General features: G+C 53.0%; 21 protein-coding genes and 1 tRNA gene. 10 read left to right on the top strand and 12 right to left on the bottom strand.

Translation table 11 applies throughout. The annotated features are described in order from the left end of the window. Nucleotides 1-3: 3 nt before the first annotated feature. The 4 genes from L1I42_RS10905 to L1I42_RS10890 all read right to left on the bottom strand — a co-directional run bounded on the left by L1I42_RS10905 (nucleotide 4) and on the right by L1I42_RS10890 (nucleotide 2,911). A complete protein-coding gene (locus L1I42_RS10905) occupies nucleotides 4-528 on the bottom strand; it encodes a GNAT family N-acetyltransferase (RefSeq protein ID WP_236114555.1) in 525 nt (174 codons plus the stop codon). A 172-nt stretch (nucleotides 529-700) separates the two neighbouring features. Continuing rightward, nucleotides 701-1,582 carry a sterol desaturase family protein gene (locus L1I42_RS10900; protein ID WP_236114554.1) on the bottom strand — a complete coding sequence of 294 codons (882 nt, stop codon included), beginning with the start codon at nucleotides 1,580-1,582 and terminating at the stop codon, nucleotides 701-703. A gap of 87 nt (nucleotides 1,583-1,669) precedes the next feature. Continuing rightward, nucleotides 1,670-2,170 carry a hypothetical protein gene (locus L1I42_RS10895; RefSeq protein WP_236114553.1) on the bottom strand — a complete coding sequence of 167 codons (501 nt, stop codon included), beginning with the start codon at nucleotides 2,168-2,170 and terminating at the stop codon, nucleotides 1,670-1,672. A 111-nt stretch (nucleotides 2,171-2,281) separates the two neighbouring features. Beyond that, the gene (locus tag L1I42_RS10890; RefSeq protein WP_236114552.1) at nucleotides 2,282-2,911 is read right to left on the bottom strand and encodes an NAD(P)-dependent oxidoreductase; all 630 of its coding nucleotides are present in this window, start codon (nucleotides 2,909-2,911) and stop codon (nucleotides 2,282-2,284) included. Between the two features lie 81 nt (nucleotides 2,912-2,992). On the opposite strand from L1I42_RS10890, the gene L1I42_RS10885 reads away from it, so the two are divergent. Then, on the top strand, nucleotides 2,993-3,586 hold the full coding sequence (locus L1I42_RS10885) for a TetR/AcrR family transcriptional regulator (RefSeq protein ID WP_236114551.1): 594 nt from the start codon (nucleotides 2,993-2,995) through the stop codon (nucleotides 3,584-3,586). On the opposite strand, the gene L1I42_RS10880 is transcribed toward L1I42_RS10885, so the two are convergent. After that, complete coding sequence (locus L1I42_RS10880; RefSeq protein ID WP_236114550.1) at nucleotides 3,583-3,939, bottom strand: winged helix-turn-helix transcriptional regulator; 357 nt, start codon at nucleotides 3,937-3,939, stop codon at nucleotides 3,583-3,585. The two genes, L1I42_RS10885 and L1I42_RS10880, sit on opposite strands and share 4 nt — an antisense overlap. Nucleotides 3,940-4,068: 129 nt before the next feature. Between L1I42_RS10880 and L1I42_RS10875 the strand changes: the two genes are divergently transcribed. From L1I42_RS10875 to L1I42_RS10865, 3 genes are all read left to right on the top strand, one after another. After that, the gene (locus L1I42_RS10875) at nucleotides 4,069-4,782 is read left to right on the top strand and encodes an MBL fold metallo-hydrolase (protein WP_236114549.1); all 714 of its coding nucleotides are present in this window, start codon (nucleotides 4,069-4,071) and stop codon (nucleotides 4,780-4,782) included. Nucleotides 4,783-5,287: 505 nt separating this feature from the next. Further along, nucleotides 5,288-5,590 (top strand): HlyU family transcriptional regulator, encoded by a 303-nt coding sequence (locus L1I42_RS10870; RefSeq protein WP_236114548.1) that lies wholly within the window; start codon nucleotides 5,288-5,290, stop codon nucleotides 5,588-5,590. Continuing rightward, complete coding sequence (locus tag L1I42_RS10865) at nucleotides 5,583-5,792, top strand: hypothetical protein (RefSeq protein WP_236114547.1); 210 nt, start codon at nucleotides 5,583-5,585, stop codon at nucleotides 5,790-5,792. The genes L1I42_RS10870 and L1I42_RS10865 overlap by 8 nt, the downstream gene beginning before the upstream one ends. Here the strand turns inward: L1I42_RS10865 and L1I42_RS10860 are convergent. Beyond that, nucleotides 5,775-7,226: an MFS transporter gene (locus L1I42_RS10860; protein WP_236114546.1), complete on the bottom strand. Its 1,452-nt coding sequence runs from the start codon at nucleotides 7,224-7,226 to the stop codon at nucleotides 5,775-5,777. The genes L1I42_RS10865 and L1I42_RS10860 overlap by 18 nt on opposite strands. 8 nt (nucleotides 7,227-7,234) lie before the next feature. After that, nucleotides 7,235-8,674 carry an MFS transporter gene (locus tag L1I42_RS10855; protein ID WP_236114545.1) on the bottom strand — a complete coding sequence of 480 codons (1,440 nt, stop codon included), beginning with the start codon at nucleotides 8,672-8,674 and terminating at the stop codon, nucleotides 7,235-7,237. A 108-nt stretch (nucleotides 8,675-8,782) separates the two neighbouring features. Between L1I42_RS10855 and L1I42_RS10850 the strand changes: the two genes are divergently transcribed. From L1I42_RS10850 to L1I42_RS10835, 4 genes are all read left to right on the top strand, one after another. Continuing rightward, nucleotides 8,783-9,424 carry a helix-turn-helix transcriptional regulator gene (locus tag L1I42_RS10850; protein WP_236114544.1) on the top strand — a complete coding sequence of 214 codons (642 nt, stop codon included), beginning with the start codon at nucleotides 8,783-8,785 and terminating at the stop codon, nucleotides 9,422-9,424. Between the two features lie 65 nt (nucleotides 9,425-9,489). Further along, entirely contained in the window at nucleotides 9,490-10,893 is a 1,404-nt protein-coding gene (locus L1I42_RS10845) for a RimK family alpha-L-glutamate ligase (RefSeq protein ID WP_236114543.1), read from the top strand. A gap of 4 nt (nucleotides 10,894-10,897) precedes the next feature. Further along, a complete protein-coding gene (locus tag L1I42_RS10840; RefSeq protein ID WP_236114542.1) occupies nucleotides 10,898-11,371 on the top strand; it encodes an ankyrin repeat domain-containing protein in 474 nt (157 codons plus the stop codon). 29 nt (nucleotides 11,372-11,400) lie between these two features. Continuing rightward, nucleotides 11,401-12,225 (top strand): sulfite exporter TauE/SafE family protein, encoded by an 825-nt coding sequence (locus tag L1I42_RS10835; RefSeq protein WP_236114541.1) that lies wholly within the window; start codon nucleotides 11,401-11,403, stop codon nucleotides 12,223-12,225. A 42-nt stretch (nucleotides 12,226-12,267) separates the two neighbouring features. Here L1I42_RS10835 and L1I42_RS10830 read toward each other — a convergent pair whose 3' ends face one another. From L1I42_RS10830 to L1I42_RS10820, 3 genes are all read right to left on the bottom strand, one after another. Further along, nucleotides 12,268-13,020, bottom strand: coding sequence for an SIMPL domain-containing protein (locus L1I42_RS10830; RefSeq protein ID WP_236114540.1), 753 nt, complete (start codon nucleotides 13,018-13,020; stop codon nucleotides 12,268-12,270). Nucleotides 13,021-13,091: 71 nt separating this feature from the next. After that, a complete protein-coding gene (locus tag L1I42_RS10825; RefSeq protein WP_236114539.1) occupies nucleotides 13,092-13,511 on the bottom strand; it encodes a c-type cytochrome in 420 nt (139 codons plus the stop codon). A gap of 89 nt (nucleotides 13,512-13,600) precedes the next feature. Continuing rightward, nucleotides 13,601-13,933 carry an ArsR/SmtB family transcription factor gene (locus L1I42_RS10820; protein ID WP_236114538.1) on the bottom strand — a complete coding sequence of 111 codons (333 nt, stop codon included), beginning with the start codon at nucleotides 13,931-13,933 and terminating at the stop codon, nucleotides 13,601-13,603. Nucleotides 13,934-14,207: 274 nt separating this feature from the next. Between L1I42_RS10820 and L1I42_RS10815 the strand changes: the two genes are divergently transcribed. Continuing rightward, nucleotides 14,208-14,284: transfer RNA gene (locus L1I42_RS10815), tRNA-Ile, on the top strand. Nucleotides 14,285-14,506: 222 nt separating this feature from the next. After that, nucleotides 14,507-15,130 carry a YdeI/OmpD-associated family protein gene (locus tag L1I42_RS10810; RefSeq protein ID WP_369413097.1) on the top strand — a complete coding sequence of 208 codons (624 nt, stop codon included), beginning with the start codon at nucleotides 14,507-14,509 and terminating at the stop codon, nucleotides 15,128-15,130. On the opposite strand, the gene L1I42_RS10805 is transcribed toward L1I42_RS10810, so the two are convergent. Together L1I42_RS10805 and L1I42_RS10800 are read right to left on the bottom strand one after the other, a co-directional pair. After that, entirely contained in the window at nucleotides 15,127-15,957 is an 831-nt protein-coding gene (locus L1I42_RS10805) for a GNAT family N-acetyltransferase (RefSeq protein WP_236114537.1), read from the bottom strand. The genes L1I42_RS10810 and L1I42_RS10805 overlap by 4 nt on opposite strands. Beyond that, on the bottom strand, nucleotides 15,957-17,189 hold the full coding sequence (locus tag L1I42_RS10800; RefSeq protein ID WP_236114536.1) for an MFS transporter: 1,233 nt from the start codon (nucleotides 17,187-17,189) through the stop codon (nucleotides 15,957-15,959). Before L1I42_RS10800 ends, L1I42_RS10805 begins: the two co-directional genes overlap by 1 nt. Nucleotides 17,190-17,208 lie beyond the last annotated feature (19 nt).

The raw sequence follows: 17,208 nt of genomic DNA, 5'->3' as shown, positions 1-17,208 counted from the left end.
GTTCTAAATCACCAGCTTAAACATCTCTGTTTCGTCGTTGGAGTGGGTTGGATCGCTTTGCAAACCAGCCTTTCGCAGTACTTTGGCGGAGGCGGGATTGGCGGTTTCGACGCCGCCCCACAAATGGGCTGGTGTGCCTTGTGCCCGGAACCAGGCAACGAGGCCCGTGATCAACTCTGTTGCATAGCCTTTGCCCCATGCCGTTTCGCCGAACAAATAGCCGAGGTGCACCTCGAGCGAGATGTCCGGGCTTTCAAATTGTGCTAGGATCAGCAGGCCGACAAGGGCTTTATCCTCAAGGGTGCGTACGCTCAGCACATCGCTTTCGGCGTTGCGGGCATCAATCCAATCTTCAATCGTGGATTGGCTGTCCTGGAACTGAAGCGGTTCTGGCAGGAACTTCAGCACGTTCGCTGTAAGGATAGAGCGGAGTTCGGTCACCAATTGTTGACGGCCGTAGGTCCCTCGAGTTGCGGGCCACGGTGCAACGTGCAAGCGTTGGGTGCTGAAGGATGGTTTTAGTGGCAAGGTGCACTCCCAGTTTAGCTTTTAACAGACGCGTGCTCTCAACCAAGGCAAAATGCGTAGAGAAACCGAGTTTCGGGCAATGGAACACTGAGCGCCGTTTAACTCATCCAAATAAGATTTGCCATCGGGATAGGCCTTTCTGCCAAACTTCAGGATGGCGGCTACAGGTGCGCTATCGACGTGGGCGTTTTGTTCCTTTGCGGCCGGGGACTAAACCTGCAAAGGGGTGAAAAAGTAATCCACGAACCGTGAAGCTTTTTGGTTTTTCTGCAACAGGCAGGCCCATTATAAGGTCGGCTTCTCCAGAAGCCGGACGATCAATATATGTACCAAACATGCGATCCCAAAATGAGAATATTTGGCCGAAATTCGCATTACCTTCTCGTAGATCAATGGAATGGTGTGTGCGGTGCATGTCGGGTGTCACAATCACGAGCCGCAATATTCGATCGACCCAGACAGGCAAGGCGATATTTGCGTGGGAAAACATGTTGTGGAGCGTTCCCGCCGCAGTAAAAACGACAAGTGTGAGAACGGGGAAGCCGAAAGCGACAACAATTAGAAGAACAAATAGAAGGCTACCCACTGTCTCGAACGGATGTTGCAGGATTCCGGTTGATGCATCCACCGTCTCGTCGGCGTGATGAATCGAATGAAGTTTCCACAATGGCGTTATTTTATGCGAGAGCAGATGATAAATGTAGACAGCCAGATCAATCGCCAAGAAGCAGATGGCATAGATCAGCAATGTCGGTATTGGTGCTTTCGAGATACTATAGATCTGTAGATTTAAATAGAATCGAATGATGTCAAAATAGACAGTGTTCTTGATGAGCCATATTGTGAAATTGGCGCAAATTGCGAGGATGAGTACAACAGAAATTCGGGAAAATGCCGTGTTCCGCACGACTTTTGGAAAAAGGCGTTCTAAGGGGAAAAAAAATAGAATCAGCGCGAGGGTCGCAATCCAGTGCGTCTGGTCGAGCGATATGAAATAAAGAATTTGTTGGCCAAATTCTGCCAAGTTCAAGCCCTCATAAGTGATGTCGAGCAAGCGTTATTCTTGCCCAACACCTAAAATTTTTTGGCCGAGCTGTTGTTGAACAGCTCACCTAACTAGCCCCTGTATGGATTTTGCCTATCAATCTGGCGGAGGCGGAGAAGAGGTTTCCCGCTCAGGTGGGCCTCCATATGATGAAGCGCCGACATAGGGAAATAGACCGCCTTCAAGGCCGATGTGCATCCCGCCTTCAAGATGTTTGATCTGCGTGCCGAGCGCTAAAATTCCTTGGTTTTGTCCAAAATCAAAACCAGCACCGGCTAAGCCTTGGATTTGAGTGTTGCCGAAGATTCCCATCAACCGAATAGTAGGTTGAAAGTTTAAATCGGGTCCGATGGGAATTGCTATATCCACCATACCACCAGTGACCACATTTTCAGTCGACGTATGAGTCGTGCGTACCGCGCCAACGAGACTTGGGCTTATGATGTCGCCGAACTCGAACCGAAGTCCGATAGATGCCGAAGTGTCGTCCACCGGCGAAAAGGTCGGTGGGGGGAGCGTAACGGTCATTCCGGCTAGTGCTGGCGATGCGTAAGTCATCACAACTAAAGTCACTAGCAACTTCAAAATCTTATACAATTTGACTTCCCCCAACCCCAATCAATTGTTGACAATTCGTTAACACAAAATTGTGAAAGGGGCAAGTTGTTAAAGATTTATTAAAGCATGCCAGTTGTTTGCTGCAGCGGGTTAATTTGAGATCGCGACCACACGGCGACAAAAATCTGTGCCCAAAATCTGGTCTTTGATAAAGGCAGCGACGTCGGCGCGGCTGATCTGGAGCGTTAATCTGCGTTCTTCAGGACCAAACGCCGTTTTAAAACGGCCGGTAGCCGGATCTTGGGTGAAGGCGCTGGGGCGTACAATGGTCCAATCCAACCCACTGTCACGCACCAACGCCTCTTGCCGCTCATGATCTTTAAAAACCGGTGCGAGCAGAGCGCCAAACATGATGCGTTTCCAAAAGAAGTTGAGATTTTCCCAGCTTTCATGGGCGCCAAGGGTGGATTGGCAAATCAAGCGGGTGATCCCGAGTTGTTTCATGCCTGCAATGACATTGGCTGTGCCGACAGAACGTATGCGGCTTTTGCGCGACATGCCGGCGCCCAAAGTGATGATGGCAGCATCTTGATCTTTGAGGGCTGCAGCGACCTCCGCTGCGTTGGTGGCGTCGCCCGCATGGCGGGTGAGGGCTTGGTGGCTGATGTTCAGATTTTGCGGATGGCGGGCAAAGGCAGTGACTTGATGGCCCGCGGCCAGCGCCTCATCAACAACCAATCGACCGATAGTGCCTGTGGCACCGAAGATAATGACTTTCATTTTTTGCTCCTATGCGGTAAGCAGAGATAACTTTACACGATGTAAACTTTACATCGTGTCAATTAGTGGGGGATTGACACCATGTCAAGTGAAAAGCGCGATACGCGTGCGCGCATTTTGCGCGCCGCGGTTGAATTGCTGGAAAGCGGTACCGGTGGTGCTGTGCGAATGTCAGATATTGCCAAGACTGCAGGGATCAGCCGACAAGCGGTCTATTTGCATTTTCCCAAGCGTGCAGATTTGTTGATTGCGGCCACACGCTATCTCGATGAAAAGAATGATGTTGATGCCCGGCTGGAAAAAAGCCGAACAGCCCAAACCGGAGTGGAGCGGTTAGATGCCTGGGTTGAAGTTTGGGGGAATTATATCCCCGAGATATATGGCATCGGCAAAGCCCTGATGGCGATGATGGATAGCGATGAAGAGGCGCGCGCCGCGTGGGATGACCGGATGCAGGCCGTGCGCCATGGATGTGCGGCCGCGGTGCGTGATTTGGCGCGTGACGGGCAGCTTGCGCCGCGATTGAGTGAGGCCAAGGCGACGGATTTATTATGGACTTTGCTTTCCGTGCGCAACTGGGCGCAACTGCGCCATGAATGCGGTTGGACGCAAGAGGAATATGTGACGCATATGAAAGGGCTGGCGCGGGTCAGCTTGTGTAAGGCAAAGAGCTAAGCAGCCTGGTAAAGATCATCCAACCGGCGCATTTTCTCCCAACTATAGAGTTGTAAGAGAATGGGTGCCAATTGCTTGCCGCTTTCTGACATGGCGTAGATGACGCGTACACGCGGTTCGTCAGTTGGTGTGCGGGTGATCAGCCCATCGGCTTCCAGTTCGCGCAACTGCGCCGTGAGCACTTTTTTGCTGGCCTTGGGCAGCGCGCGGGCAATTTGGGCAAAGTGCATTTTCTGCTCGCACAGCATATGCAAGAGGATCGGTTTCCATTTGCCGGAAAAGGTTTGCACCGCTGCCGCCACCGGACAGCTTAGGACATCATCTGCATAAAGTGCGGGTGGATCGATTTCCATGATTTCCCCTCGTCTTTGATCAACGCAAATAGATTAAGGGCTGTTGTCGCAAATGGCTATAGGGCACAAAATTGTAACGGATTGTCAGCCCATTTCTGCCTGCTTAAATGGCGGCAAATGGAGATGGTGATGACTTACAGAATACAACGAGTGCCGATTGCCCCGCTGGGGATGATCAATGCTTTTTTGCTGCAAACCAGTAAGGGGGCTGTGCTGGTGGATACGGGCCTGATGGGGACCGAAGGAAAAACTGCGGGGCAGCTTAAAAGAATGGGGCTGGGCTGGGATGATCTGAAATTGATCATCGTGACCCATGGCCATGTGGACCATGCAGGTGGCGCTGCCAAGTTGCGCGCACTCAGCGGTGCGCCGGTTGTGATCCATGAGGCAGAAGCTAAATATTGTGCGGGTGAGGCGAAGATGAAATTGTGCCCGACCGGGTGGGTGGGGCGCTATCTTTATCGCCGAGGTTTGCCGATGGAACCCTACACTTATTTTTCGCCCGACATTGTGATGCGAGATCATGACGAGTTGGATCTGCGCCCCTACGGATTGGACGGACGCGTGATCTTCACGCCTGGACATACACCGGGTTCAATCTCAGTGCTGCTTGATGATGGCCAAGCCTTTGTCAGTGATCTTCTCGCGAGCGGTTATGCACTGGGCGGATTGCTGCCGGTAGACAGACCGCAACGAACGCCCTTTGAAGAAGAGCCGCACGAAGTGGCCAAAGCGTTGGAGCAAGTGCTGGAGATGGGCGGCGCCCAATTTCATGTGGGGCATGGTTTTAAGCTAAGCGCCAAAGCAGTGGAGCGGCATGCGGCAAGGTTGCGACAACTTTAATAATAGTGTTTTTACGGCGATTTAATTCGATCTGAAGCGTGGATTTGCCCCTGAAACACACCACAGTGTTAGGCCCATGCCGCCAAAACCAGTCTAAGATTCTGAAATGACTCACATATTATTTGATTGCAAATTAAAATGGAATTTAAGCGCGTAGCCTTGCGCGCAATGCAGGCCTAGGAACTGAAAGTGATTCAGCACGAACGGTTTATCGGGATAAGTTGAATCAGTTTATGAGCGTGATTGGGCTAGGCCGATTTGGACGTGTGGTCCATCTAGGGTGAATTCTAGCCTGAAGCGGATCAAGCTGCCTGAACAAACAAAATGAATCTGTTTCCAATGGCTTGCGCGTATTTATTGAATCATCATCTGAGAATGTGCCGAGCGGCAGCGGCACTGTCCTATCGGGTAAAGATTAGCGCGGGGTTAAAGTTGCATCCGGAACGGTTTGGTCAGAATAAAAGCCGTGCTATAAGCAGGATCAAATCATGTTTTGGAGTGCATTATGTCCTTTTTGAAAAAGCTGTTCGGTGGAGGAAGCAAGGGCGGTTCAGGGCCGAAGATTCTGGGCGAATCTACCTTCGAAGGGCTGCGCATTGTCGCGATTGAAATGAAGGCGGGCCAAGAATATCAATTGTGTGGCCGCATTGAACGGTCATATGAAAATGGCGACATGGATGCGGTGCAATTTATCCGCGCCGACAAATTGCCAAATGCTGAGATGGCAGAGAAGGCAATTTTGGCCAAGGGCGAGCAGATCATTTCCGAGCGCGGCAAAACGCTTTTTGATGGGGGAGAGAATGTCTGATCCGTCTCACCGCGGGCCAGAAAAACGAAGTTTGAAACATCACCTTTTGAACCGTCTTTTATATGCAGTCATCGCGGCTGTCATTTTTGGCGGCTTGGTGTTTTTTATTGATGGTCAGTTTAACATTGTGACCATCTTCATCTTTATGATCATCTTTTTTGTGGCCACGGTTATCGCAGACTTTTTAGGCAAGCGCCTCTGATTTTTGCTCGACCTCGTCATGGTCGGGTGTGCTGGTGAGGCCAAAGCTGACCAGCATGCCCAGTGTGGCAAATGCTGCGAACACGAGCAATAAACCAGCACCTGCATTTCGAGCCGCGTCTACCGTGAAAATTGATCCGGCGACAGCGCCTTCGAACAGGCCAAAAGCGAGTGCGCAGAACCCGGCGATGGCGGCGCCGAACACGGCGCCGGTAAACTGGATTGGCGTCATGGCACCTGAGGCGATCGAACGATGTTCTTTTGGCGCCTGGGTGATGATGATTTGTCGGATCAGAGGGCTGGAGGCCCCATAGCCCAAACCGGTAGTAATCAGGCTGGCCAGCAACAGCCAGAATTGAGCGCTCCACACCGCATAGGCGCTGAGAAACCCACCCGCCATAATCAGGCTAGCGCCGAGGCGAATGGAGATCAGGCGGTTTTCCATTTTTTCGATACGGTTAGACATCCAGGCAGCCAGCGTCCAGGAAAAGGCGATGGAGGAGGCGGCATAGCCAGCCGCCAATGGTGAGAGCAACCAGATCGCCTGCAATAGCGCCACGATATAGACGACGCGGCCGCTGGCCCCGATAGAGAACAGGCCCAACATGGTGAAGCAGCGCCCCAGATTGGTGCGCAGGGAAAACAGGTTGGGTGGCATAAAGCGCTCGACTGCCTTTTGATCCAGCGTGGCGAACACCACCAGCAATGTGCTGGATGCCGCAATGATCAGGGCCAAAAACCCGATTTGCTCGATCTGTCCGGCAAATCCGGTGATCAAGAGGGCTGCCACCAAAAGCAGCAGGCGGCGCAATGGAAAGGGTTTCGGCGCTTCGTCTGAGGGTACGGTGGCCGGCAGAAATTTGAAGGCGAGCGCGATCAGAATCAGCACCAGCGGCAGATTGAACAGGAAAGCGACGCGCCAAGAGACATATTGGGTCAGCAGCCCGGCAAAAAGCGGCGTGGTGGCGGCGGCGATCGACCAGAGGGTGGAACTGAGCGCAAAAATGCGCGGCAGTAATCGCGCGGGCAGATGGTCGGCGATCACAACATAGACCAGCGAGATCAACATGCCTTCGGCAATCCCTTGCAGGCCACGGGCCACGATCACCCAAGCGAGATTGGTGGCGAGACCGCCCATGATGGAGCCGAAGGCCAATAGGGCCGCGGCGGTCATAAAGATGGGACGGGCGCCGAAACGGACTTTGAAATTGCCTGCAATTACGCCTGCGCTGATCGACCCCACCTGAAAAAGGGCAAACAACCAGAACATCAGCTCGCGCCCACCCAGATCCACGACGATGGAGGGGGCAATGACGGAGGTGATAAAGCCATTTACGGCGTGGGAGGTGACCACCAGAATGTTCATCAGGGTGATGGGGAGAAAAGCGGTGGAGAAAATACCGGCTTTTGAATCTGTATCAGCAGTGGCGAGCATGGGAAAACCTAGGTGATTTTGCGCGGTGGCGTTTTGGGCAGGATATGCGGCAACACCAGCATTGGCGTGTGCAGCACAAAGAAAAGTGCCGACATCAACGGTGCAAAAGATTGTACCCCATCTGCGGTGAATAGGCCATTGGGTGCGTCGGGGTTGATGAGGGCAATATTGAGGGCGACCAAGCCAGCCAATGCAGCGCCAAAGGCAGACGCAGCATTATCCATAGGGGGCAGCATGGCGGCGGCCCGGTCGCGCTCTCGACCGCGCACAAATTGCACGGCGATCTTTTCGATGAAGATGTTTTGCCAGCCCAGCCCCAAACCCAAAAGGGTCAGGGAAAGCAGGAACAGGGGCAGGCTGGCAAGCTTGAGGGCAATAGCGCTGAGACCAACGCTGAGCCAGATGGCATAGATGCCGATGATGATCCAACGGCGCTGGGCCGGATAGGTGGACACGCCGGAGACGGACCAGGACCCAACCGTCCAGAACGCGGCGGGCAGGGCGGTCATGTACCCGGCCAGGGTCAAATCGATATTCCAAAGCGTTTGCACATAGGCCACGTTATAAAGCGCGTTCGCCGTGTTCAGCACGTTGACCAGCAGGGTCACCAGATAGGCAATGGCCACCGGGCTACGCGGATCAAACAGGCGGAGAGGTAGCATACGGCGCTTGCTGTGGCGTTCGGCGCGCAATCCAATGAAAATCAAGCCAGCTGCTGCGATCAATAAAGCAGCGATGGGCAAGGGATCGGTGAACTGGCCCATAAAGCACAAAATGGTTATGGCCAGAATAAGCGGCAGTAAAACGCGCATGTCGGGCTTGGTGGCGGCGCCCAATCGTTTGGTGTCGGGCACGGCAAAAAAGGCCTGAACGGCAATCACCACGCCGATGACAAAATTGACCAGAAAGGTGCCGCGCCAGGTGAAGAAATGTTCTAATATACCAGCGGCCATGGGGCCAATGGCTGCAGCGAGCGCCCACACAATGGCCAAAACGCCGATCATCCGGGTCATCAAATTGCCCTTATAGCTATCTGCCAACACCATGTATGACAGGGACACCAATACCCCTTCGGCAAAGCCCTGAATGCCGCGCCCCACAATGATGACTTCAAATCTGGGGGCAAAGCCGCCGATTGCCGAGCCCAAGATCAACAACGCTGCAGCCAAATAGAAGCTGGTGCGCGCGCCAATGCGCGATTTGAGATTGATGGTGAGCATGCCGCCCAGAATTGCCGTCAGGGAGAAAAGGGCTGTCGACCAGAACAGTATTTTGGCGCCACCAATATCTTCAACAATGGTCGGCAACACAGTGCGCACCGCAAATAGATTGATCGCATGCGACCCAATGGCGATCACCAGCGTGAGGGACAACAAGGCCCGGCCTTCACTGAGCAGGTCAGCGAACCGGGCCTTGTCGTCTGCCGGGGGTAGGGCTTGATCACTCATATGCGGCAGGAGGTCCTATTTAATAAGCAAAATCTTTTCTTATATTAAAATGGGTATTTGACAAGTCAAATCTTTTTTTATCTAATTTGCGAAAGGACGGAATTGTGCATGAAACAAAGCGAAGACAAAACCATTGAGCGGTTGCTCTATCTTCTAAAGTCACGCGGTGATCAAACCGCGGTGAGTTTGGCGGAAAGCGTTGGGACCACGCCGGTTGCCGTGCGCCAGCATATGGAAAAATTGCTGGAGCAAGGGCTGGTGGCCGGTGAGGATCGCCGCGAATCGGTGGGGCGGCCCAAAAAATATTGGAAGCTGACCGAAAAGGGCCATAGCCGTTTTCCTGATCGCCATTCTGATCTGACTACTGAACTTTTAGGGTCTATTGAAGATATTTATGGTGAAGAAGGTCTCGAGCGACTGATTTCCGCGCGGGAAAAACGTGCATTTGAGCTTTATCGCAAAAAGGTGTCAGCCCAGCCCACATTGCAGGGTAAGGTGCAGGCCCTGGCCGATCTGCGCGAGCGCGAAGGCTATATGACCGAAGTGGAGCCGTGCGATAATGGATATTTTCTGCACGAGAATCATTGCCCCATCTGTGTGGCGGCCACGAAATGCCAAGGATTTTGCCGCTCGGAACTCAATCTGTTTCGCGACGTTTTGGGCAAACAGGTCAATGTGGTGCGCGAAAGCCATATTGTGAGTGGCGCGCGCCGCTGCACATATCGGATTGTCGAGGCGTCACAAGTTTGATCTAGTGCAGTTGTGCCGCACATGATTTGGCGGCCGATTGGTTCAATGATTGACGAGGCGCATATATGGCGGGAGCCAAAAAACCCAAAATCACAGTTGGTTGGGAAGAATGGATTGGGATGCCTGAGATTGGCTTGCCCGCCATTTTGGCAAAAGTAGATACTGGGGCCCGCACTTCGGCCTTGCACAGCTTTGCTTTCGAAGAGATCGAGATTGATGGGGTGACCCATATCCATTTTGGGGTGCAGCCAAAACCTGATGACCCCAAGCTACATGTATGGTGCAATGCGCCGCTCATCGATTATCGCGAAGTGATCTCCTCCAACGGCATGGCGGAAATGCGCCCCTTTGTGCAGGTTGAACTGCATTTGGCCGGGCAGAGTTGGCCCATTGAATTGAGCCTGACCAACCGGGAAACCATGAACTACCGCATGCTGTTGGGCCGCACAGCTATGGAGGGCCGCATTGTTGTGGACCCGTTTGATGCTTGCATAAATGGCGTGCCAAAGGGTGAGTTTTATGGCGAACATGTTGAGGCCGCCACCAGCAAGACACTGAATTTCGGCATTTTAACCTGTGCACCCAATGCCTATTCCACTCAACGGTTGGTTGAAGCGATTGAAAGCCATGGGCATCAAGTAGATTTGATCGACATTGCCCGCTGTACCCTGCAGGTCGAAGCGCAAAGTCCCGGCCTGTTTTTGCGCGGGGAGCCGTTGCCTCGCTATGATGCGATTATTCCGCGCATTGGGGCGCCCATAACACAACATGGGCTGGCGGTCGTGCGTCAGTGCGAATTGATGGGCAGCTATGTGCTTAATGGGGCTTCAGCCATTGCTGCGGCGCGCGACAAATTGTGGAGTTATCAATATATGGCCAAAGCCGGCATTGAGGTGCCACTGACCTTGAGCGCATTTCATGGGCGCGATGGGCGTGCCATGGTCCGCAAGGCTGGGGACGGCCCCTATGTATTGAAAACCCGCAAAAGCGAACGCGGCCGTGGCGTTCTGCTGGCGCAGGATAGGCTGACCGCCAAGAGCCTTTTGGATGCCTTTGACGATTTGGATGAAAAGCTGTTGGTTCAGCCCAAATTGGAGTCGCAAAAGAATGCAGATATGCGGATTATGGTTTTGGGCAAGAAGGTGATCGCCGCAGTGCAACGCACCGCGAAAGCAGGTGATTTCCGCGCCAACTACCATCAGGGCGGGAGCGCCAAGCAAGTCAAGATATCCAAATTGGAGCGGCAGATGGCACTCCGGGCGGCCAAGGCCATGGGCTTGCGGTTTGCGGGTGTCGATATAATGCGCACCGAGGCAGGTCCGGTGGTGATGGAAGTGAATGCCTCGCCCGGCTTGGAAGGGATTGAAAGCGCGACAGGCCTTGACCTGGCGGGCAGAGTTATCGACTATGTGGCTGAATATGCGCGGCCCGCCCCCCCTATGCTTCAGGTCACGCCCCAAGCCGAGTGATGCCATGTTAGGTCGTTTAGGCCCATTAAAGCTGTTGTTGATCCTGCCTCTTTTTGCGGCCTTGATGGCGTGTGATGAGCGCCCGGGCAAGCCCAGCGAGCTGGAGCAAGCCGTGCGCGACAACAACGCGCTCAAGGTTCAGCAAATGTTGGCGGAAGGGGCGGACCCAAACTTTGCGTCCGAGAGCGCTGGTCCCCTTATTTATATCGCGGCAGGGCCAAAGGGCGGCGCGGAGGTAACGTTGGTGTTGTTGCAGGCGGGGGCTGACCCGAATGCGGCCAACAGCGACGGACGTTTGCCGCTGCAAAACGCAGCCAGTTGGTGCAGTGTAAACATTGTGTCATTGCTGCTTGAGGCCGGAGCAAATCCACATATGAAGGGCAAAGGCGACAAAACCGCGCTTGACGATACGTGCAAACGCCCGCAAACAGAACGGGAGTTGATCGTCAATATGCTGCGTGAGGCGATGAGCCGCTAGTCTTCGCAATTTATGGATCGGGACCGGATATGGACTTTCTAACATCGTTGCTTGTTGAATATGGAGCGCTGGGGCTGGCGGGCGTAGCGGCAGGTATTATCGCCGGTTTGCTGGGCGTCGGCGGCGGCATTGTGATGGTGCCGGTGATGAGCGTAATTTTTGCAGCGCAGGGCATGGAGGAGGCCGTAATCCTGCATGTGGCGGTGGCTACATCTTTGGCGGTGATTGTGCCGACAGGCCTATCGAGCGCGTTAGCGCACCATCGTAAGGGCGCGGTTTCCGGCGAGCTTTTGAAATTGTGGGCCCCGTCGATGGTGGCGGCCAGCTTTTTGGGCGGTATCAGTGCGGGGTTTTATTCTTCGTTGGTGATGCGGTTGATTTTCGGCGTGATGGCCATCTTGATTGCAGTCAATTCTGTGGTGCCGATCCAGAAAAAGCTGATGGCTCACCTGTCTGATTCTGCAAAGACCCATCGTATTAGTGCAGCTGTAATTGGCTATATTTCTTCTTTGATGGGAATCGGCGGTGGTTCACTGAGTGTACCGACGATGGCGGCGCTTGGGCGCAAGGTTCATCAGGCTGTGGGCACCAGTTCCGCACTTGGCGTGTTTATCGCGGTTCCCGGCGCGCTGGGCTTTGTGCTTTCCGGCTGGGGCGTTGGCGGTGTGCCGAATTATGCATTGGGCTATATCTATCTGCCTGCCTTTTTGGCGTTGGCTGTAGGGGCCATATTGTTTGCGCCCCTTGGTGCGGCGATCGCCCACAAGCTGTCGGGCGAGTGGCTCAAGCGCGTGCTGACCATTTATCTGCTGATTGTGGGTGTTCGCATGATCCTCAAAGCGATCGGGGGCTAACGCGCTACACAATTGTAGCGCGCCAGCGCGTTCGTGCGAAAACTAATAGTCTGTTCCGTCAGACTGTTCAATTTCCCACTGCACATTGACGGTGATAGAATAGGTCATTTCTCCTGCTTCCACAGGCACAGCCATGTCCGCTTCCATCATCGCCATGCGCGCGCCCATCTTCATGGGGCTTGGTGCATAATTTTGATTTTCTGAAATACTCATTACCTTGCCAAGCGCAACGCCCGCGGTATCCGTGTAGACTTGTGCGGTCTCCATGGCATTTTTCATGGCCCGTTTGCGGGCTTCTTTCATCAGCTCGTCAGTGTCGGAAACCGCGAAATTGATGCCATTGATGGTGTTGGCCCCAACGGTGACTGCAGAATCAAGCACCGCACCGATATTATCCAGATCAAGAATGCGCACGGTCACATTGTTGGACACACGATAGCCCGCGATTTTGGGCGGCAAGTGATAGCCATTTTCATCACGCTTGTCTGTGTGCACATAGTTGGGCTGAACGGAAAAACCGGATGTCTGAATATCCTTGCTGTCGATTCCAGCCTGCTTCAGCACATCGACGAGTGCGGTCATGGCCTCTGTGTTGGCCGTCAGGGCTTCGCGGGCGGTTTCTCCATCTGTGACCACGCCAGAGGTGACGATGGCCATATCTGGCGCGGCGTTGATTTCGCCGACACCGGAAATATTGATGGTAGCAGTGTAGTTATTTTCATCCGCAAAGATTGCGGGGGTGGAAAAGGCGACCAGAGATAGGGCCGCCGTCATGGGCAGAATCGCTTTAAGCATGTTTATCTCCATCATATTATGGTGACGATCCTGCCAATGATTTGCGACGCTTTTACGGCATCAATCGGGTGCTATTGTGTTACTCCATCGCTGACCGCTTCCGGGTTATAGTCCGGTGAGAATTGCAGCAGATAGGCAATAAGATCTGCACGATCCTCTTCTTTTCGAAGGCCTGCAAAAGACATCTTGGTGCCTTTGACGAAAGCGCGCGGCTTTTCTAAATATTGGTCAATTGTCTCAGGTGTCCACACCAGACCCTCTTCGCCAGCCTCGACAAGAGCGTTGGAATATTTATAGCCCTCCTGAGTGCCGGCAGTTTGACCAAAAATGTTGTTCAGTGGTGGCCCAACACGGCTTTTGGCGCCTTCACCTACCATGTGGCAGGACTTGCATTTTTTGAAAACACCTTCGCCTTCATCAGCGTCACCATCGGCGAACGCTGGCGCGTTGAATGCGAGCAGCACGGCCACGAGCAAAGAAAGTTTTTTCATCTGAGTACCTCCACAACAATTATGCCCGCCACCGTATCTAACCGACGGGCGAGCTGGCAATTGTTTCAAATGTCGCACGAGTAGCGCACTTACTCGATGCAGAAGGTCCTGTAGAGGTTTTCGATGTTGGTACGGACCGGCTTCTTCTCCAAAGAATAGTAGATTGCTTTACCGTCACGCCTCGTGTTCACGAGGCCTTCTTGCCGTAGCCGCGCCAATTGTTGTGAAACAGCTGCCTGCCGTGCATTCAGCAAATTCTCCAGATCAGAAACTGAAGCTTCGCCTTCTGCCAGACGGCACAAAATAGATAACCTGCCTTCATGGGCGATGGCTTTGAGAAAGACTGAAGTTTGATCCGTATCCAGACTAACGTCCGAGTTTTCGGGGGATTTCCCCTGCAAATCAACCGCTTGTAGACTCATTGTTCCCTCAATTGAGCATGTAGCTCTTATTTTTTTAAGTACAGACTTGATTGTTGCGCAGGATGCTTTATGACAGCGGAAATCCGCTAGCATTTTCCAGAAATATTCAGAATCGCCCAACCAATCGGGCTTAACGATATGCGTACTTGCCTATGTGATCAACTGGTAAGTGGCTAATTATAGGGTATTCCCTAAAACCTGTTCTGTTGAATACTCTGAGATGAAAGAAATCTCTTTCAATTGCTTTTGACCCTTGCTATGAGCAATTCGGGTTGGGCCTGTAGCTCAGTTGGTTAGAGCCGACCGCTCATAACGGTCTGGTCGTAGGTTCGAGTCCTACCGGGCCCACCATTCTTCTATATCACGCAAGTTCGCTGCGCTCACGCTCCGATGGGGTGGCGCAAAAGTGCGCCGGGCTGGCCGCCCAAGCCTGGGTTAGGTGCCTTATTGGGGGGCGGTTTGCTGGGCCGCGGTTTTATTCTGCCCGGTTTTTGAATCAGAGCGTAGCTGGTCATTGCATTTGGGGTGTATTATGTTCGGGGTCTCGAATTGTGCTGCGTGGGAGAGGTCGCGATGATGATTACGGATGTTGAGGACTTTTTCACCAAAGGATGTGGACGGTGCGACAAGTTTGGCACGCCGGATTGTGTGACACGGACCTGGATTGACGGGCTGAACGAATTGCGGCGGATTTGCCAAGATATGGGCCTTGAAGAGCATGTGAAATGGGCGCACCCGTGTTATATGCACAAGGATCGCAATATTGCGCTATTTGGGGCTTTGCGGAATGATTTTCGCCTGTCCTTTTTCAATGCGGGTCTATTGAGCGATCCTGAGGGTGTTTTGGTGCCGAATGGGCCCAACTCGCAAACGCCGAGCGTGATCAAATTTACCGCAAATGAACAGGTAACAGCTCTGGAGTCGACCATTCGCGCCTATATTCGCGAGCTGATGGAGGCCGCAGAAAAGGGCATCAAGCCGCCGAAGGTGGAGCGTGAGCTTGATTTGCCGGACGAAATGATTGATGCGCTGGATAGTGATCCGGAATTGGCCGAAGCATTTCACAATTTGACGCCCGGGCGGCAGCGCAGCTATGCGATCAATTTGAACGGGGCGAAAAAGTCAGAAACGCGGATCAATCGCATTGCGAAATTCCGAGATCACATTATTGCTGGCAAAGGAGCCATGGAGCGCTAAAAGCGTTTGATCAGCTCATATTGGCTGACGGTTTTTCGGGCGCCTAAATGGGTCAGAAAGCCGATAGTTTCCTCGGCGGCCTTGTCGATATTGATGAAGGCCATGGTGGGTTTGCCGATCAAATGTGCGGCGCGCTTTATCAGCGTTTGGCCGATATGCTGGTGGCGGCACGTGGGGGCGACGGCGAGTTGGTAGACCGCGTCGCTGGGGGCGGTCGCGATATAGCCAACTAGCTGGGTTTCTTGATAGGCGGCGAGGCAGATTGCTTCTGGCGCGGCGGCGATAGCAAAATCTTCATTCTGCCAGGAGGGCATCACATCGCGCAGCTTGTCAGTGTGTGGTGCGACAATGTCCCAATCCACTTGTTTGATGTGACAATCTGATTCCGCCCAGTCGCCTATCTCCATGGAAAAGCAATCAAATTCACGTTCGATCTCGTGGCCTTGCTTTAAATAGAGGTCAAGGGCGCGCTGGTTGCTGGTGAGGCATTCAAACTGAATCAGTTTGTAGCCTGCCTTGATGATCTCTGCTTCTGCGCGCGCGGCGATTTTCTTGGCGAGGCCTTTGCCGCGATGGGCGATGCGGGTGCCGCTGGCGATCAAGTGGGCGCGGTGATCATCGGTGCCGATAAGCCAGAAAGCCAACACCTGATCCCCGTCCATCGCCACAGAGGAAAGTGCCGGATCAAACTGGCGCTGGGCCAGCATGGCATTAAACTGGTCCAGCGTAGGTTGCAACGGAATGTCATAATCAGAGAAGGCATCCAACATGGCCGCGTGCAGGGCTTGCCGGTCAATATTTTGCGTATCTCTGATTTCAATGGGCATTAAAGCTCCTCCAGTTTCCACCAAATGAGGCCTGAAAGCAGGATAAGAAAAAGTGGTACAAAATAGGTCATTTCAATCGATAAAAACAATCCTCCTAAAGTGGCGATGGAGCCGCCGAGCAGAATGGCGAGCGATTGGCCGGAAAAAATGACCGATGTGGCGAATCCCATGCGATCGGGCGCACATTTTTGAGCATAGCTAATGCCGACGCCAAGTGCTGAGGCGGGAATGAACGCATAAAGGGCCTGCAAAATCACAACTTGAGTAAGGTTTTGCGCGAACGGGAAAAGGCCAAAATGCAATAATGCCGCAACAAAACCAAAGCCTAAAACAAACTTTTTGCTGCCGCGTTTTGCCAAATAAATGCAAAGCGCGGTTGCCGGCACCTCAACCACAGGCGTTGCGGCAAAGGCGATGGTGAGATCAACCGGATTTTTGGAGATATTGGCATCAATGAACAGTGCGAGATTGGCTAGTCTTACAATGTCACCAGATAAAACCAATGCTACAAAAAGCCCTATCAGCAAAAGATTGCGCGGCACGGCTCGCCATTTGAGCCAACTGAAGTTCTCTCCTTTTGGTTTCGGCTTGGTCACCACGACCCGCGCAAATAGCCAGATTGCGGCGGCCATAACTAAATAGCCAACGGCCTGAATTTGGAAAATGTTTCTGTAGCTCAAACCATAGGTGAGCAGGAGGCCGGCAATAGCGGGGCCAACCACCCAACCGGCAATAAAACCAATGCGCAGCTCGCCACTTTCTGTGGCCTTATCACCAAACCGCTCGGTTTCACGCTCTTGTGCCCAAGCGAAAAATTGTGCGTTGGCAGCCACCATAAAAGGGATTGCAATGCAAACCAGGATGAGAACGAACCATGCTGTTGTTGCAATCGACGTGAGGGCATAACTTAGCGCCAGCACAACAAAGCCGACGGTCATGATCAGTCGACGCTCGCGCATGCGATCCGAAAAATCGCCGATAATGGGTAAAACCACGAGCGAAATGATCGCCGGAACGGCAAAAGATAATCCATTCTCAAAGGTGGAACCGCCCAATGTCTGCGTAACAAAAAGCGCGCGAATGGGAAATGAGAGCACCCCAATTGTTGCGGTCAGGAACAGATAAAGGAACAGCGGCGCGGCAGATCTGCGCGCCGGCGAAAGCGAGATAAAAGACATTGAACTACTGATACTAGAGGGACAGGTTGACCCGTCTGTATTATCAGCAAACATATTGGTCTGCAAATGGTAT

The sequence above is a fragment of the Maritalea mediterranea genome, assembly GCF_021568695.1.
Taxonomy (GTDB): Bacteria; Pseudomonadota; Alphaproteobacteria; order Rhizobiales; family Devosiaceae; genus Maritalea; species Maritalea mediterranea.
Note: the sequence above shows the minus strand (reverse complement) of the source record. Positions and strands in the feature narration are given on the sequence as shown.

Coding starts and splice junctions, on each gene's coding strand:
- L1I42_RS10825 (WP_236114539.1), bottom strand. CDS start 13,511: ATGAAAAAACTTTCTTTGCTCGTGGCCGTGCTGCTCGCATTCAACGCG.
- L1I42_RS10820 (WP_236114538.1), bottom strand. CDS start 13,933: ATGAGTCTACAAGCGGTTGATTTGCAGGGGAAATCCCCCGAAAACTCG.
- L1I42_RS10865 (WP_236114547.1), top strand. CDS start 5,583: ATGTCTGATCCGTCTCACCGCGGGCCAGAAAAACGAAGTTTGAAACAT.
- L1I42_RS10845 (WP_236114543.1), top strand. CDS start 9,490: ATGGCGGGAGCCAAAAAACCCAAAATCACAGTTGGTTGGGAAGAATGG.
- L1I42_RS10880 (WP_236114550.1), bottom strand. CDS start 3,939: ATGGAAATCGATCCACCCGCACTTTATGCAGATGATGTCCTAAGCTGT.
- L1I42_RS10840 (WP_236114542.1), top strand. CDS start 10,898: ATGTTAGGTCGTTTAGGCCCATTAAAGCTGTTGTTGATCCTGCCTCTT.
- L1I42_RS10800 (WP_236114536.1), bottom strand. CDS start 17,189: ATGTTTGCTGATAATACAGACGGGTCAACCTGTCCCTCTAGTATCAGT.
- L1I42_RS10835 (WP_236114541.1), top strand. CDS start 11,401: ATGGACTTTCTAACATCGTTGCTTGTTGAATATGGAGCGCTGGGGCTG.
- L1I42_RS10810 (WP_369413097.1), top strand. CDS start 14,507: ATGATGATTACGGATGTTGAGGACTTTTTCACCAAAGGATGTGGACGG.
- L1I42_RS10870 (WP_236114548.1), top strand. CDS start 5,288: ATGTCCTTTTTGAAAAAGCTGTTCGGTGGAGGAAGCAAGGGCGGTTCA.
- L1I42_RS10850 (WP_236114544.1), top strand. CDS start 8,783: ATGAAACAAAGCGAAGACAAAACCATTGAGCGGTTGCTCTATCTTCTA.
- L1I42_RS10885 (WP_236114551.1), top strand. CDS start 2,993: ATGTCAAGTGAAAAGCGCGATACGCGTGCGCGCATTTTGCGCGCCGCG.
- L1I42_RS10875 (WP_236114549.1), top strand. CDS start 4,069: ATGACTTACAGAATACAACGAGTGCCGATTGCCCCGCTGGGGATGATC.
- L1I42_RS10860 (WP_236114546.1), bottom strand. CDS start 7,226: ATGCTCGCCACTGCTGATACAGATTCAAAAGCCGGTATTTTCTCCACC.
- L1I42_RS10805 (WP_236114537.1), bottom strand. CDS start 15,957: ATGCCCATTGAAATCAGAGATACGCAAAATATTGACCGGCAAGCCCTG.
- L1I42_RS10830 (WP_236114540.1), bottom strand. CDS start 13,020: ATGCTTAAAGCGATTCTGCCCATGACGGCGGCCCTATCTCTGGTCGCC.
- L1I42_RS10855 (WP_236114545.1), bottom strand. CDS start 8,674: ATGAGTGATCAAGCCCTACCCCCGGCAGACGACAAGGCCCGGTTCGCT.
- L1I42_RS10890 (WP_236114552.1), bottom strand. CDS start 2,911: ATGAAAGTCATTATCTTCGGTGCCACAGGCACTATCGGTCGATTGGTT.